This is a genomic window from Streptomyces sp. NPDC001880 (assembly GCF_053594575.1).
Genome location: NZ_JBSFET010000003.1, coordinates 120,936 through 136,001, shown reverse-complemented (window position 1 = coordinate 136,001; position 15,066 = coordinate 120,936). Strand labels below are relative to the sequence as shown.

General features: G+C 70.4%; 13 protein-coding genes. 6 read left to right on the top strand and 7 right to left on the bottom strand.

Translation table 11 applies throughout. The features are described from left to right. Positions 1 to 785 precede the first annotated feature (785 nt). Entirely contained in the window at positions 786 to 1,373 is a 588-nt protein-coding gene (locus ACWCQ6_RS03280; RefSeq protein ID WP_451085065.1) for a TlpA family protein disulfide reductase, read from the top strand. A 302-nt stretch (positions 1,374 to 1,675) separates the two neighbouring features. Here the strand turns inward: ACWCQ6_RS03280 and ACWCQ6_RS03275 are convergent, their stop codons facing one another. Continuing rightward, positions 1,676 to 2,953 (bottom strand): M6 family metalloprotease domain-containing protein, encoded by a 1,278-nt coding sequence (locus ACWCQ6_RS03275; protein ID WP_451085064.1) that lies wholly within the window; start codon positions 2,951 to 2,953, stop codon positions 1,676 to 1,678. Positions 2,954 to 3,248: 295 nt separating this feature from the next. Here ACWCQ6_RS03275 and ACWCQ6_RS03270 point away from each other — a divergent pair, with 295 nt between their 5' ends. Beyond that, complete coding sequence (locus tag ACWCQ6_RS03270; RefSeq protein WP_451085063.1) at positions 3,249 to 3,911, top strand: TetR/AcrR family transcriptional regulator; 663 nt, start codon at positions 3,249 to 3,251, stop codon at positions 3,909 to 3,911. Positions 3,912 to 4,090: 179 nt separating this feature from the next. Then, positions 4,091 to 5,623 (top strand): MFS transporter, encoded by a 1,533-nt coding sequence (locus ACWCQ6_RS03265; RefSeq protein ID WP_451085062.1) that lies wholly within the window; start codon positions 4,091 to 4,093, stop codon positions 5,621 to 5,623. Between the two features lie 115 nt (positions 5,624 to 5,738). On the opposite strand, the gene ACWCQ6_RS03260 is transcribed toward ACWCQ6_RS03265, so the two are convergent. Then, entirely contained in the window at positions 5,739 to 6,251 is a 513-nt protein-coding gene (locus ACWCQ6_RS03260) for a MarR family winged helix-turn-helix transcriptional regulator (RefSeq protein ID WP_451085061.1), read from the bottom strand. Between the two features lie 140 nt (positions 6,252 to 6,391). On the opposite strand from ACWCQ6_RS03260, the gene ACWCQ6_RS03255 reads away from it, so the two are divergent. Continuing rightward, positions 6,392 to 7,174, top strand: coding sequence for a dioxygenase family protein (locus tag ACWCQ6_RS03255; RefSeq protein WP_451085060.1), 783 nt, complete (start codon positions 6,392 to 6,394; stop codon positions 7,172 to 7,174). A 24-nt stretch (positions 7,175 to 7,198) separates the two neighbouring features. Here the strand turns inward: ACWCQ6_RS03255 and ACWCQ6_RS03250 are convergent, their stop codons facing one another. Both ACWCQ6_RS03250 and ACWCQ6_RS03245 read right to left on the bottom strand, forming a co-directional pair. Next, positions 7,199 to 8,233, bottom strand: a complete 1,035-nt coding sequence (locus ACWCQ6_RS03250) for a questin oxidase family protein (RefSeq protein ID WP_451085059.1) — start codon at positions 8,231 to 8,233, stop codon at positions 7,199 to 7,201. Between the two features lie 73 nt (positions 8,234 to 8,306). Further along, positions 8,307 to 8,885 (bottom strand): N-acetyltransferase family protein, encoded by a 579-nt coding sequence (locus ACWCQ6_RS03245; RefSeq protein WP_451085058.1) that lies wholly within the window; start codon positions 8,883 to 8,885, stop codon positions 8,307 to 8,309. A 147-nt stretch (positions 8,886 to 9,032) separates the two neighbouring features. Between ACWCQ6_RS03245 and ACWCQ6_RS03240 the strand changes: the two genes are divergently transcribed. Further along, positions 9,033 to 10,031 (top strand): sigma-70 family RNA polymerase sigma factor, encoded by a 999-nt coding sequence (locus ACWCQ6_RS03240; protein ID WP_451085057.1) that lies wholly within the window; start codon positions 9,033 to 9,035, stop codon positions 10,029 to 10,031. 209 nt (positions 10,032 to 10,240) lie between these two features. Here the strand turns inward: ACWCQ6_RS03240 and ACWCQ6_RS03235 are convergent, their stop codons facing one another. After that, positions 10,241 to 11,203, bottom strand: a complete 963-nt coding sequence (locus tag ACWCQ6_RS03235) for a helix-turn-helix transcriptional regulator (RefSeq protein WP_451085115.1) — start codon at positions 11,201 to 11,203, stop codon at positions 10,241 to 10,243. 91 nt (positions 11,204 to 11,294) lie between these two features. On the opposite strand from ACWCQ6_RS03235, the gene ACWCQ6_RS03230 reads away from it, so the two are divergent. Beyond that, positions 11,295 to 12,842 (top strand): MFS transporter, encoded by a 1,548-nt coding sequence (locus ACWCQ6_RS03230; RefSeq protein ID WP_451085056.1) that lies wholly within the window; start codon positions 11,295 to 11,297, stop codon positions 12,840 to 12,842. Between the two features lie 135 nt (positions 12,843 to 12,977). On the opposite strand, the gene ACWCQ6_RS03225 is transcribed toward ACWCQ6_RS03230, so the two are convergent. Both ACWCQ6_RS03225 and ACWCQ6_RS03220 read right to left on the bottom strand, forming a co-directional pair. Continuing rightward, a complete protein-coding gene (locus ACWCQ6_RS03225) occupies positions 12,978 to 13,748 on the bottom strand; it encodes a DUF6227 family protein (protein ID WP_451085055.1) in 771 nt (256 codons plus the stop codon). 134 nt (positions 13,749 to 13,882) lie between these two features. Continuing rightward, the gene (locus ACWCQ6_RS03220; RefSeq protein WP_451085054.1) at positions 13,883 to 15,061 is read right to left on the bottom strand and encodes a P1 family peptidase; all 1,179 of its coding nucleotides are present in this window, start codon (positions 15,059 to 15,061) and stop codon (positions 13,883 to 13,885) included. Between the last annotated feature and the right edge of the window lie 5 nt (positions 15,062 to 15,066).

The following is a 15,066-nucleotide window of genomic DNA, read 5'->3' as shown; positions in this document are numbered from 1 at the left end:
CTACGTTTACGCAAACATGCAGATCGAGTCAACAGCTTCGTCAAGAACATCTTCGGATGTCGGCGTGCAGGGCAACCCCCTTGGAAATTCCGGGAATTGCCATCTTTTGGTGTGTTTGGTTTCCCCTGTGACGGCCTCTCGATGCCTCCAGGGGCGGCTGGGTGCACTTCCGAAGCGCGTCCACGATGTTTGCCCTAACAGGAACCCGCCGGGCTCCGCCGGGGCGACCGAGCCGTTGTCGTGAGGCGTCACCACCCGGGGCGTCGATCACTGTGGTCAGCGGCGAGTGATCCGGACGCGCACTGGTGGAGAGCGCCGGCATCCAGGCATCGGAAGGTGCGTCCGAGTCGATGTCGACCTGAGCGATGAGGAGATGAGGAGTCGAAGGGCCGCTTCGAGAGGGGTGTGGTCGGTCCGGAACCCGGCTGCACAGTACACGTCACACGGACGGGCGTGCGCCGGTAGGCGGGTCGCCCCCCATCGGGGCCGCAGTCGGGCGCGTGTCCGTCCCGTGGGGGAGGGGTTCGTAAGGGGGCTGTCCGTGGGGGGAGTTGGGGGTGGGCGTACCGTTCTGACTGACCAGCAAGAACCGTTGTTCAGCATGCACGGGGGTGTTCCCGCATGCCCGCATGCCGTGTCCGCACCGCTCCGCGGATGCCGGGGCCTCTCGGGGTGCCGGGTGTTGCCGTAGGGGCGGCCGGGGGAAGCGGCGTGGTGCGGGTTCGGGTGCCCCCGCGCCCGGACGTCGGGTGGCGCCTGACCGACGCCGCCCCGAAGGACCCCCCATGAAACGCCCCTTTGTTCCCTTTCTGGCTGCCCTTGCCTGCGCCGTCGCGCTCATCGTCGGGATCACGACCGGAGGCGGTCCGGACACGCCCGATGGCTACCACCGCGGCAAGGACGGCACGCTGACGATAGACGTTGCGCACCGTCCCGCCGCGCCGGACTTCACCGGAAGCGATGCCGACGGGAGGCTGGTGCGGCTCTCCGACTACGCGGGGAAGACCGTCGTGGTCAGCGCGTGGGCCTCCGGGTGCGGGCCCTGTCGCAAGGAGACCCCGGACCTGGTGCGCTACCACGAGAAGATGAAGGACCAGGGCGTCGTCGTCCTGGGGCTCAACCAGGACCGTTCCGCCAATGCGGCGCGTGCCTTCGCCCAGGAGTCCCACATGTCCTACCCGAGCATTCTCGACCCGGGGGGAGCGAAGCTCCTCCTTCTGCCCAAGGGGCTGCTGAGCACCCAGGGACTGCCCGTCACCCTTGTCGTGGACGAGCGGAGGCGGGTCGCCGCCACGGTGTCCGGGCCCCTTGGTGATGGGCGGCTGGAGGGCCTTGTCGCCGCCGCGCGGGCCGGTTCTCCAGCCGCGCGCTGAGCGGGACGGGGTGTTTTGACGGGGGCGGGTGCGGGCATGGCGTCGCGAACGTACTGATGACTGAGCAAGCGCTTAGATGCTGAAGAGGTCGTTCGTGCCGCACCCCGACCCCGACCCCGCCCCCGACGGCCCCGACCCCGACCCCGCCCCGGTGGACGCCGGGCATATCGAAGCCGCACTGACCGCGCCGGGAGCTGCGCGGGACCGTCGAAGCGGAGGTCAGTGGCGGGTGAGCGGTGCGGTCGGGCGGTGTGGGTGGAGGCGTTGTCAGTGACGGGTGAGCGGTGTGGGTGGAGGCATTGTCAGGGGCGGGTGATGCGGATCCGGTACTTGCCCTTCTCGTCCTTGTCGACCACGGATATGCGTATCCCGCTGGTCCGGTCGGTGAAGGTCTGGCCGGGCTGGAAGGTGGCGTCGGAGAGGTCGGTGTGCACATTGGGAAGCCGTGTGCAGCCGGTGCTGCCCTTGGTGCTGTCCGTGACGGACACCGGGCCCATCCCGGTGTCGACGTCCGAGCTCACCTTGTAGATCAGCACGCCCGGCTTGCAGACCGCATGGTCGTTGCCGGCCTTGGTGCGTACCTCCACCGCGTAGCCGGACTTTCTGCTCAGCGGTACGAACGCCAGCTTGGTGCCGCCGCGAGTGGCCAGCGGACCGAGTACGTGCTCGGTGGTGCCGGACCGGGCGGCGCAGTTGATCTGGCTGTTGTCCAGCCAGCCGAGCTTCCACTTGTGCCAGCCCAGCAGGTCGTTGTCGGCCCCCCAGTCCTCGGACATGATGTCCCAGTGCCCGACCGCGCCGCCGCCCTCCACCGTGTACAGGTCGGGGAGGCCGAAGACATGGCCGTTCTCGTGCGGCAGGACGCGGTATCCGGTCTGTTTGAACGATCCCGAGCCGTCGTCCTGGCGGCTGTAGATGAAGGACGTGTTGGCGAGCGGGACGCCGTCCGCCCGCGGAGCGTCGTCGTTGCCGGAGAAGGTCACGGACAGGACGGTGTCCAGGGCGGAGGGTCCGGCGTTCGGTGTGACCAGGATGTTGACCAGGTCGTACGTGGCGAAGTCCACCTCGGGATCGGCGGCGGAGACGATGTCCTCGATGAGGTCGCGGTAGCCCGGTTCGTACGGTGAGCCCCGGTCCATCCCGTACTCCGAGAACGGCAGGGGCATCCGCAGCCAGGACTTCAGCGGGGTCTCGGGGACATAGGTGAGCCGTCCGTACGACGCGGTCCGGAACCAGTTGGAGGTCTGCGGGAAGAATTCGGCGTACCGGTCCATCGCGGAACCGGCGCCCGGTGCGTCCGGGAAGTCGATCATCAGGTTGAGGGCGTGGACCTTGCCCTTGGAGCGGGCGTAACCCTCCGGTGTCGGCATGCCTTCCGACATCTGTACGCCCATGGGCGCGGGTATCCGGCACGAGGATATGCCTGCCGACCTGGCGGTGGCCACCGGGCCCGCCGTGGCCCGGCCGGCTATCGGAAGAGTGTTGCTGGCTGTGGCCATTGTGGCTATGACCAGGGCTGTTGCGGAGGTGAGCGCGATCGGGCGGCGGCGGTTGCGTATCCGGTGGCGGGGCATTTGCATACAGGCGCCTCGGGGTCCGCGGCAGTCGGCCGGCCCTGACTGCGCTCTGCGGATCAGCCTGTTGCGGGTGGTGCGGCCCCGCTCGTTGGGTGCGCCGTTCGGATGATCTTCCGTCCCGATTGTGTGATCCAGGTCATGCCGCGAGGGGGAAATAAGCGGGGACTGTTTCCCCGTTTGCACTCCTGTCCCCCGCGAAACGGGGAGGCGGTCCCCGGTTACGGGAAGGGTCGCCAAGAGGTCGATGTGCGGTCGCCGTGGAGAACGGGGATCGTCGTAGGGGAAGAGAGCAGCCGTCGTGGACACCGTCAGCCGCACCGCCACCGGAGCGCCGCAGTCCCGGACACCGCGTCCGCGGGCCGATGCGCTGCGCAACCGGGAGCGGATCGTGACGGCCGCGCGCGAGATGTTCGTCGAGTTCGGGCCCGATGCGCCGCTCGACGAGGTGGCCAGGCGCGCCGGCGTCGGCAACGCCACCCTCTACCGGAACTTCCCCGACCGGGCCGCGCTGGTGCACGAGGTCGTGCTCGCGGTCACCTCCCGGACCACCGACCGCGCGGAAGAGGCGGCGGCCGAGGAGGCCGACCCCTTCGCCGCGCTCAGCCGCTTCGTGCACGCAGCGGCCGACGAGCGGATCGGGGCGCTGTGCCCGATGCTCTCCGGCGCGTTCGACAGGGACCATCCCGAATTGCTCGCCGAGCGCAGACGTCTCGAAGAGGCCGTCGAGGGGCTCGTGTCGCGCGCCATATCGGCGGGGCGGCTGCGCACCGACATCGCCGTCGGTGACGTAATCGTCGCCCTCTCCCAGCTCACCCGGCCGCTGCCCGGCATCGGCTGCCCGGACATCGACCGGTTCACGCACCGTCATCTACAGCTGTTCCTGGACGGACTTCAGGCCCCGGCCCGGTCCGAACTGCCGGGAGCGGCGGCGACCCTGGAGGATCTGCGGCGCCGGCCATGACATCCGCACCGGGCTTCCGGGACGGGTTCCCGAACCGGGCGCCCGGTGACGTGTCCGCCGCGCCTTGACCATTCCTTCCCTTTCACCGTCCCTTTCACCACCCGCCCCTTCACCGACATCTCGGTTCACGACTCTTCGCGTGCGTGCGCGTGCATGTGCGTCCTCAGGTGGATACCCCCATGTCAAAAACAGCCGATATCCGGCTCCCGGACCCCAGTCGCTGGAAAGCGCTGGCGTTCATCGCCCTCGCGCAGCTGATGGTCGTGCTCGACGCCACGATCGTGAACATCGCGCTGCCGCACGCCCAGACGGCCCTGGGCATTTCCGATGCCAACAAGCAGTGGGTCATCACGGCGTACGCCCTCGCCTTCGGCGGGCTGCTGCTCTTCGGAGGCCGGATAGCCGACCTCTGGGGCCGTAAGAGGACCTTCGTCGTCGGTCTGATCGGCTTCGCGCTGGCCTCCGCGCTCGGCGGCGCGGCGCAGAACCAGGGCATGCTCTTCGGCTCCCGCGCGCTCCAGGGCGCCTTCGGGGCGCTGCTCGCCCCGGCGGCCCTGTCGCTGCTCGCCGTGATGTTCACCGATGCCAAGGAGCGCGCCAAGGCGTTCGGCATCTACGGTGCGATCGCCGGTGGCGGCGGCGCCGTCGGCCTGATCCTCGGCGGCTTCCTGACCCAGGCGCTGAACTGGCGCTGGACCTTCTTCGTCAACATCCCGTTCGCCGTCATCGCGGCCGTGGGCGCGTACTTCGTGATCCGTGAGCCGGCCGGCAGTCGCAACCGCTCGCCGCTCGACGTCCCGGGTGTCGTCCTGTCCGCGCTGGGTCTGGTCTCGCTGGTGTACGGATTCACCCGGGCCGAGTCCGCCGGCTGGTCGGACGCGCTGACCATCGGCATGTTCGTCGCGTCCGGCGTGCTGCTGCTGTCCTTCGTCCTGACCGAGTCCAGGGTCAAGTCGCCGCTGTTGCCGCTGCGCGTGATGCTGGACCGCAACCGCGGTGGTGTCTACCTCTCGCTGGGGCTGGCCACCATCGGGATGTTCGGGCTGTTCCTCTTCCTGACGTACTACCTCCAGGTCGTGAAGGGCTACTCGCCGATCAGGACCGGCTTCGCCTTCCTGCCGATGATCGCGGGCATGATCACGGGCTCGACGCAGATCGGTGCCCGGCTGATGACCCGGGTCCCGGCGCGCAAGCTCATGGGCCCCGGCTTCCTGACCGCCGCCGTCGGCATGCTGCTGCTGACGCAGCTGGAGATCGACACCTCCTACGTCGGGCTCATCCTGCCCGCGCAGCTGCTGCTGGGTCTCGGCATGGGTACGGCGTTCATGCCGGCGATGTCGCTGGCCACGCACGGTGTCGAGCCCCGGGACTCGGGCGTCGCGTCCGCGATGGTCAACACCTCGCAGCAGGTGGGCGGTGCGATCGGTACGGCGCTGCTGAACACCATCGCCGCGTCGGCCGCGACGGCGTACACCTCCTCGCACGCCGCGCTCGGCGCGAGCAACCCGGAGCTGCTGAAGCTTCAGTCGATGGTGCACGGTTTCACCGGTGCCATCTGGTGGGCCGTCGGCATCCTGGTGGTGGCCTCCGTGATCGCGGTGACCTTCATCAACGCCGGGCGTCCCTCGGCGGGCCCGGCGACCGGAGCCTCCGGTTCCGGGGGCGCCGACGGAGTCGAGGACGAGCTCAAGGTCCCGGTCGTCGCCCACTGAACGCCGACGCGTGACGCACGAGGTGACACGGAGCTGATGTGAACGCGGCTGTGCCCCGGTTCCGGTCGAAGGCTCGATCGGGACCGGGGCACAGCCGCGTCGGTATGTGCGCGGCTCAGCGCAGCCAGGGCAGATCCGCGTCCGTGCCCTCCGGCTGCAGCCCGGCGGCGACGACCTGCATGATCTCGCCCAGCGAGCGCACCTGCTCGGGTGTGAGCCGGTCGAACATCGCCTGGCGTACGGCGTCGACATGGCCCGGCGCGGACCGGCGCAGCATCTCGAAGCCGTCGTCGGTGAGGACCGCGTTCTGGCCCCGCTTGTCGGAAGGGCAGTCCTCGCGGCGCACCCACCCGCTCTTCTCCAGCCGTGCGACGGCGTGCGAGAGCCGCGAGCGGGTGATCTTGGCGTCCTTGGCCAGTTCCGTCATCCGCTTCCGGCGGCGGGGGGCCTGGGAGAGCTGGACGAGCAGTCCGTAATAGATGTGTGGCATGCCGGCATCGCGCTGCAACTGGCGGTCGAGATGGTCCTCCATGAGCGTGGTGGCGTGGAGATACGCGCGCCAGACGCTCTGCTCTTCGTCGGTGAGCCAGCGGGGCTCACCGGTGGATGCCGTGGTCATGGAGTCCACTGTACGACCTTTTCTTGAAAGTTGAACTAGGTAGCGCTAAGGTCTCCGGAGAGGGGAAGCTTGAAGATTAAAGAATCCTTCCTTCTCGAAAAGACGCCAGTAGAAGACTTACCCGGATCAGCAGTGGATGGGGAGTGCCCATGACCGTCACCCCGGAGCGCATGCCCGCCCTCTACCTCTCCCACGGCGCCCCGCCGCTGGCCGACGACCCGGTCTGGCCGGGTGAACTGGCCGCCTGGTCCGCCGGGCTGCCCCGCCCCCGCGCGATCCTGATGGTCTCCGCGCACTGGGAGGAGGCCCCGCTGGCCCTCGGGGCCACGGAGACGGTCCCGCTCGTCCACGACTTCTGGGGCTTTCCCGAGCACTACTACCGGGTGCGGTACGCCGCCCCGGGCGCCCCGGAGCTGGCGGAGAACGTGCGCAAGCTGCTGCGCGGCGCCGGTACGCCGGTCCAGGACATCCCGGACCGCGGGCTGGATCACGGGGCGTACGTCCCGCTCGTGGAGATGTTCCCGGACGCCGACATCCCCGTACTCCAGATCTCCATGCCGACGCTGGACCCGCAGCAGCTCATGGAGATCGGACGCAGGCTCGCGCCGCTGCGCGACGAGGGCGTGCTGATCGTCGGCAGCGGCTTCTTCACCCACAACCTGGCCGCCCTGCGGCACGCGGGCGGTGGCGTCCCCGGCTGGTCGGCGGAGTTCGACGACTGGGGGAGCCGCGCACTCCAGGCGCAGGACATCGACGCGCTCCTCGACTTCGAGCACAAGTCCCCGGCCGGCCGGCTGGCCCACCCGCGCACCGAGCACTTCGCGCCGCTCTTCGTGACGCTCGGAGCCTCGGAGGGCGACCTCGACCGGGGGCGCAGCGTCATCGACGGGTTCTGGATGGGGCTCGCGAAGCGGTCGGTGCAGTTCGGCTGAGACCGGCTCCTGCCCGGACCCCGGTCACAGGGCCGGCGGGTTCAGTTCGATCGAGCGGAGTGCGGCGGCGAGGGCCGTCTCGTCGCCGATGTCCAGCGCGGTGTCGGTGAACTTGATGGTGTGGTCGTCGCCATGCGCCGCCGCCCGCGCGAACAGCTCATCGGCGGACGCGTCCGCCGGTGCGTACGGGGCGGCCTCGGCCGGGCTGTACGCGGCGGTGACCGCGGCGCTCGCCGCCCACGCGGCCTCCAGGCTCGGCGCCCACAGCGCGCGGGGGAGCGCGGGCAGGGCACGCAGCACGGCATTGGGCGCGGTCGCGGCGTGCACCAGCATGATCGGTTCGCCGTGCCCGTGCGTGGCGAACCGGTGCGTCGCGGCCCGCACCAGTTCCGTCAGCCGGGCCCGAGCCTCGTCCGGGTCGCCGCTGGACCGCGGCGGCCACACCGGGAACGCGGTGAGCTGCGCCAGCCGGTCCCGGATGCCGCCGTCCTGCTCGGGCACCGGCGGTACGGCGTCCAGTGCGGCAGCGGCGGTGGGCGCGGGCGCGAGCGGGGCCGGCGTGGGCAGCGGCTGGTGGCGGGCGGCCCAGTAGCCGAGACCGTGGGCCAGCTCGGTGATCCGGGGCGCGGTCGCCTCGCCGGCGAGCAGGGTGCGTACGCCGTGGCCGACCCGGATCACGGGGTGGGTGGCGCCCGCCGCGATGCCGGGGAGCAGCCGCGGCCACCACTCGGCGAGGACGTCCCGCCAGGGGCGCTCGGTGGTCTCCCGCTCGAAGTACGCCGTCCAGTCGGTGATGCGGCGCGGGTCGCCGAGGGCCTCGCGCCAGTTCTCCGCCGTCACCCGGTCCGAGGTGTCCGGCATGTCCTCCAGCTTGTGGCTGTAGTGGTCGAGCCAGCGGTGCACGGCCGGTGCCTGACCGTGCCGGACCAGCGCCTCGACGGCCATCGGGCCGTGATTGCTCAGCCAGCCGTTGCGTTCGGGGCCCGAGGCGTGGAGACGCTCCAGCGCCTCGTCGAGCGTGCCGGTGGTGTCGTCCGCGGTGTTCCTCGTGTCGTCCATACGGGAGCACGCTAGGCGCGGGGTCGGCGCGGCGTAACGGACCGGAGACCCGGATCGGCATCGGCCGGGGGGACTAGGGCGTGTCGCTTGGATCAGGTCGGACGAAAGGCCCTGGGGCCGCGGCCCCCAGCCGCTTCTCGTACCAGGCCACGTCCCAGTACCTGCCGAACTTCCGGCCCACCTCGGCGTACGTACCGACATGGCGGAAACCGAAGCGCTCGTGGAGCCGGGCGGAGGCGTCGTTGGGCTGGGTGATGCCCGCGTACGCGCGATGCAGGTCCTCGCCCGCGAGTGCCTCGAACAGGGACGTGTAGAGCAGCGTGCCGATGCCGCGGCCGGTGGCCCAGGGGGCGCAGTACACACTCACCTCGACCGAGGTCGCGTACGCCGCCCTGGGGCGAAAAGCGCTGCTGGTGGCGTATCCCAGGACCGAAGCGGGGCCGGCAACCCGGACATCCCGAGCAACCAGAAGACGGTGCGGGCCGTCTTCCGGGTGGGAACGCAACCACGGCAGCCGCTGTTCGGGAGTGAAGGGGGTCGTGTCAAATGTGAGCGCGGTCTCACGTACGTAATGGTTGTAGATGTCCGTGAGCGCCATCAAATCACCCTCGACGCCCGGCCTGACCTGCACTTCTGTGGGCCCCTCCGGCATGTGCACCCCCTTGCGGCGGCACAGGGTACTGCATGATCGAGAAAATGAATGCCAGGCGTGGGAATTCTGTCCGGATTCCAGTCGTTGTTTCCATCGGATGCAGGGCACCCGGAAGGGTGTCGCGACCTACTCAGCAAGGGAGCACGCATGGCAACCCGTGCCGTCGCCCGTCGTTCGTCCACCACCGGTGGGACCAGCCGGGCAAGCAGTGTTCGCGCCTCGGGCGGAGAGATCGCCGATCGCGACCTGGTCGGCATGTACCTGGACGAGATCGCGCGTACGCCGCTGCTCGACGCCGCCAAGGAGGTCGAGCTGTCGCAAGCCGTCGAGGCGGGTGTCTACGCCCGGCAGATACTCGGCGGCGAGGTGGACAGCGAAGCGGGCGGAGCCACGCGCGAGGAGCTGGAGGCGCTGGTCGCCGAGGGCGAGCGCGCCAAGGACATATTCATCCGTTCCAACCTCCGGCTCGTCGTTGCCGTCGCCCGCCGCTACCCGCGGGCCGGGCTGCCCCTGCTCGACCTGATCCAGGAGGGCAACGCCGGCCTGGTGCGCGCGGTCGAGAAGTTCGACTACGCCAAGGGCTTCAAGTTCTCCACGTACGCGACGTGGTGGATCCGTCAGGCCATCACCCGCTCCATAGCCGACCAGTCCCGTACGATCCGGCTCCCCGTCCACCTGGTGGAGGAGCTCGGCCGGATCCGCCGGGTGCAGCGCGAGTTCAACCGTGAGCACGGCCGCGAGCCGGAGCACATGGAGGTCGCGGCCGAGCTGGACTCCACGCCGGAGCGCGTGGGCGACGTCCTGGACTGGGCCCGTGACCCGGTCAGCCTCAACATGTCCGTGGACGACGAGGGCGAGACCCAGTTCGGCGATCTGCTGGAGGACACCTCCGCGGTGTCGCCCGAGCAGTCGGTGATGACGCTGCTGCGCAGCGAGGAGCTCGAGCACCTGATCGGCAAGCTCGACAACCGCACCGCATCCATCATCCGTATGAGGTACGGCATCGAGGACGGCCGCGAGCGGACCCTCACCGAGGTCGGCAAGCAGCACGGGCTCACCCGGGAGCGGATCCGTCAGATCGAGAAGCACGCGCTGCTGGAATTGAAACGAATGGCCCACGACACGGGTTTTGACGCTGCGGCGTGAGCCTTCGTCCAGTAACCTCCGAAATAGGTCGCTTCGCGTGACCCCTGAGCTGAGTCCCGGCGCCCACCCCCCCCTGGCGCCGGGGCTCATTCTTTTCATGACCGGTGCGCTTCCTTCATGACCGGCGTCTTCTTTACCGCGTCTTCTTTCGTGCCCCGCCCCGGCGGTGCGTGCCCCGGTCGCGCCCAGGTCCGCCCCCGCAGGCCGGGTCAGCGGGCTGCCGCGCGGGCCAGGCGGGCGCCCAGATCGCCCAGGTGGTCCACCAGCTGCGGTGGCTCGTGTGCGGTGAACTCGCAGTCCACCAGCGCCAGTCGGAGCGCCACCCACTCCAGCGAGTCCGCGAGCACCGCCCGCAGCCGGCAGCTGTTCTCGCCGGTCGGTTCCAACGGGCCGATCGACGCAGGCAGCCGCGCGGACACGAAGTCCGCCGGGGCCGCGAAGCTCACGTCGACCGCCAGCTGCGGCTGCCGCCGGGCGATGGAACCGGCGAGGAACTCCGACGCGTCCCCCGCGGGCAGCTCGCGGGGCGCGAACCGGGCCCCGGTCGCGAACGGCTCGCTCACCCGGTCGACCCGGAACGTACGCCAGGCTCCGCGTCCCAGGTCGTACGCGACGAGATACCAGCGCCACCCCGTGCTCACCAGCCGGTACGGCTCCACCTCCCGCTTCGTCTCGGCGCCGTCGCCCGCTCGGTACGCGAACCGCAGCCGCTCCTGCGCGGTGACCGCCGACGCGATCACGGTCAGCGTCCTCGGGTCGATGGTCGAGCCGTCGCCCCGGGTCAGCGGCATCGTCGCGTTCTGCAGGGTCGAGACGCGGTGCCGCAGCCGCGAGGGCAGCACCTGCTCCAGCTTCGCCAACGCCCGTACGGACGCCTCGTCCACCCCCTCGATGGCATGCCCGGCCCCCGCCCGCAGGCCCACCGCGATGGCCACCGCCTCCTCGTCGTCGAGGAGCAGCGGCGGCATCGCCGTGCCCGCGACGAGCCGGTAGCCGCCGACGGATCCGCGTGAGGCCTCGACCGGATAGCCCAGCTCGCGCAGCCGGTCGATGTCGCGGCGGATGGTGCGCGGGCTGACGTCGAGCCGCTCGGCGAGCTCGCTGCCCGGCCACTCGCGAGGGGTCTGGAGGAGCGACAGCAGATTCAGCAGTCGTGCCGGGGTGTCGGTCATGGCCTCGCCTTCTGCCGGGGTGTCGGTCATCTCGCCAGGGTGCGTGTCCATTAGGTCATGGTCGGACCTAATGGCTGTCTAACTTCTGCCCATGACTTCTTCCTCATCTCTGCCGTCCACGGCATCCGGGCCCGCGGTGTCCTCGGACCCGTCGGACCGGCGACGCTGGTTCGCGCTCGCCATCGTGATGACCGCGGCCTTCATGGACCTGGTCGATGTCACGATCGTCAATATCGCCATCCCGAGCATCCGCGAGGACATCGGCGCCTCGTTCAGCGCAATCCAGTGGATCACCGCCGGTTACTCGCTTGCCTTCGCGGCCGGTCTGATCACCGGTGGCCGGCTGGGTGACATCTACGGCCGCAAGCGGCTGTTCCTCATCGGTATAGGCGGCTTCACCCTGGCCTCCGCGCTCTGCGGCTTCGCCGCGAGTGCGGAGATGCTGGTCGCCTCCCGGATCCTCCAGGGCAGCACCGCCGCGCTGATGGTTCCGCAGGTGCTGTCCATCGTGCACGCCACCTTCCCGGCGCACGAGCGGGGCAAGGTCTTCGGTCTCTTCGGTGCGGTCGTCGGCCTCGGCGCCGTGCTGGGGCCGCTGCTGGGCGCGCTGCTCACCGAGTGGAACATCGCCGGTCTCGAATGGCGGCCGATCTTCCTGATCAACCTGCCCGTCGGCATCGCGGGCCTGATCCTCGGCCGGCGGTTCATCACCGAGTCCAAGGCCCCGAAGGCGCTCCGGCTCGACCTGGTCGGCGTCGCCCTGGTGACCCTGGGGATGCTGATGCTGATCTACCCGCTGACCCGTGGCCACGAGCTGGGCTGGCCGCTGTGGGGCCACGTATCGATGGTGGGCAGCCTGCTGGTGTTCCTGTTCCTGGTGCTGTTCGAGCGGGCGAAGGCGCGCAAGGACGGTTCGCCGCTGGTCGAGCTGTCGCTGTTCCGGGTCAAGAGCTTCGCCGCGGGCATCGCCGTGCAGCTGACCTTCGGCATCGGGCTCGGCATCTTCTTCCTGGTCTGGACGCTCTACATGCAGATGGGCCTCGGCTGGAGCGCGCTGCGGGCCGGCACGACCGGTATCCCGTTCTCGATCGCCGTGTCGCTCGCCGCCGGGATCTCCGTGCAGAAGCTGGTGCCCCGCTTCGGCCGCAAGGTCCTCCAGACGGGCGCGCTGCTGATGATCGCCGGCCTGCTTCTCTACATCTGGGAGTCCGACCGGTACGGCATGGGCATCACGTCCTGGCAGATGGCGCTGCCGCTGGTGGTCATGGGCCTCGGGATGGGCCTGATCGTGGCGCCGCTGACGGACGCGGTGCTCTCCGAGGTGCCCAAGGAGCACTCCGGCTCGGCCTCCGGGCTGATCAACACCGTGCAGCAGATGGGCAATGCGCTCGGGCTCGGACTGGTCTCGGTCGTCTTCCTCGGCGTGATCGGTGACCATCTGGCGCCGCAGGAGGTGGGCCCGGCGTTCGCGGAGGCCTTCCGGCACTCGCTGTGGTGGGTGGCCGGGGTGCTCGCGGTGATCTTCCTGGTGATGTTCGCGCTGCCCGCACGGCCGCGGCAGCACGTGGAGGACGGCGACGAGGCCGTGGACGCGGCGGGCCGCTCCGGGAGCGCCAAGGAGCCCGCGCTGACGCCCTGACCGGCCTCCGTCGGGACCGAGGGGCGAAGGACGAGAACGACGGTGCCCGCACCCACCCCGGAATTCGCCGGGAGGGGTGCGGGCACCCGTGTGTCTGCGTCTGTACCGGCTCGGGGCCCCGGAACCCCGCCCCGGTCAGCAGATGCGCGTACGGCTCTCCATGGCTCCGCGTGCGGTGGCCTCGTCGCCGTACACCTCGCACATGTGGCGGCCGTCCGGGGTGGCCGTGTGCTCGACCTCCCACAGGCTGGTCTCGCTGCCGTCGAGGAGCAGGAAGGCGTGCTCGTACAGGGTGAATCCGGCATCCCGCCCGCCCACCTGGCACTGTCGGCCGAAGACCTGGGTGATGTGGTGGGCGAAGGCGGCGCGCAGCAGCCGGGCGGTCTCCTCGCCGGGACTGTCGCTGTTCTCCGCGCGGCGCAGGACACGGCGGGCGTGGTCGGCGGAGTTGTCCGGGGCGTACACCCGGGGCAGCGGCGCCGGGGGAGCCGCCATCAGGACCGTCAGTATCTCCAGGTCGGCCTGGGGCCCGTCGTCCCCGAACACCGGTACCTCGCCGAAGCCGCCGGTCAGCCGGGCGGCCGCGACATGGGCATCGGCCTCGTCGTCGTACAGCTCGTGGTGCATGAGGTCGGGCTCCGTACGGGACCGCGGGACCGTCGCGCTCCGCGGACCGCCGTGCACCAGCTCCCACAGGGTGAGAGGGGTGCCGTCGGCCAGCAGATACGTGTGCCGGTAGGTCTCGCGGTGGAGTACGGAACTGTGGTGCGAGGAGTGCAGGGAACTGCTGTGGGCGAGCGCGGTACCGAGTCTCTCGACCGTGTTGTCTGGCAGGTCGAAAGAGTTGAGTGCCCGTCGCAGGAGTCGCTCGAGGTGCTGCTCGGTTGTCTCGTACGGATCGCTCAAGGTGCTGTCTCCAGGCCGTTGCCGCGTGTTACTTGCTGCGTGCATAACGTAGTCCCTGGGTCCGACATCGTGACCGGGGTTCAGGAAAACGTATGGCGCGCACGGATGGTTCCTGATGATTCGTCCGAACTTCCTTACTCGGCGGGCGAGTCGGGAGACGGCTGGCTGTTCGCCGACGGTCCCGGGGGGCTGGGGCGGATGCCGTAGAGGTCACTGTACGAGGGGTAACACCCGCCGCCGGGGCGGCCGTCCACGCTCTGAGCTGCGCGGACGGCCTTCACGATGGCGCGCGTGAGCACGTCCGCGCCGGCCGCCAGCAGCTCGTTGAGCGCGATCGGATTCTGCGGATCCAGTGGCCGGGCGCCGGTGGCCAGCGTGAAAACGGTGTCCCCGTCAGTGAGTAGATGTACGGGGCGGACGGCGCGCGCCAGTCCGTCGTGCGCCGTACCCGCGAGCTTTTGCGCCTGGGCCCGGGTGAGGTCGGCGTCCGTGGCGACGACGGCGAGCGTGGTGTTGAGCGGGGGCCGTGCGTCCGTCTCCCGCGCCTGGGCAAGGCGCCGCTCCGCTGCGCGGAGCACCTCGGGCGCCGGGTGCACCGGAGGTTCGGCGGCGCCGTACTCTCCGTACAGCACCCCGGTACGTGGATCGACCACCGAACCCGCCGCGTTCACCACGACGAGGGCGCCCAACGTGATCCCGGAGGCCAGCCGGATGCTCGCGGTGCCCACGCCGCCCTTGAGCCGGCCGGCGACCGCGCCCGTGCCGGCGCCCACGCCTCCCTCGGCCACCGGCGCCCCCGGTCCCGCGGCCGCCGCGTCCTCGACCGCCGCGCGGCCCGTCGAGGTGTCGGGGCGGGCCCGCCAGTCGCCGCCGCGCCCCAGGTCGAAGACGCAGGCGGCGGGGACCACGGGCACGACCTGCGCCGGATCGGGGCCGACCCGCACCCCGCGCCCCTGCTCCTCCAGCCAGGCCATCACACCGGACGCCGCGTCCAGGCCGTACGCACTGCCGCCCGTCAGCACCACGGCGTCGACGCGCTGCACCAGATTGCGGGGATCGAGCGCGTCGGTCTCCCGGGTGCCGGGACCGCCACCGCGTACGTCGACGGCCGCGACCGCACCGCCCTCGGGGGCGAGGACCACGGTGGTGCCGCTCAGCGCGCCCTCGCCCGGCACCCGCGCATGGCCGACGCGCAGCCCCGCGACATCGGTCAGCGCGTCGAGCGGACCGGTGGCGTCCGGACCGGTGGCGTCCAGCCCGGTCGCGTCCGGCGGGGCGGAAGGGGCCTTCGGCCTTCGGGGTTCATGCGTCATCGCGT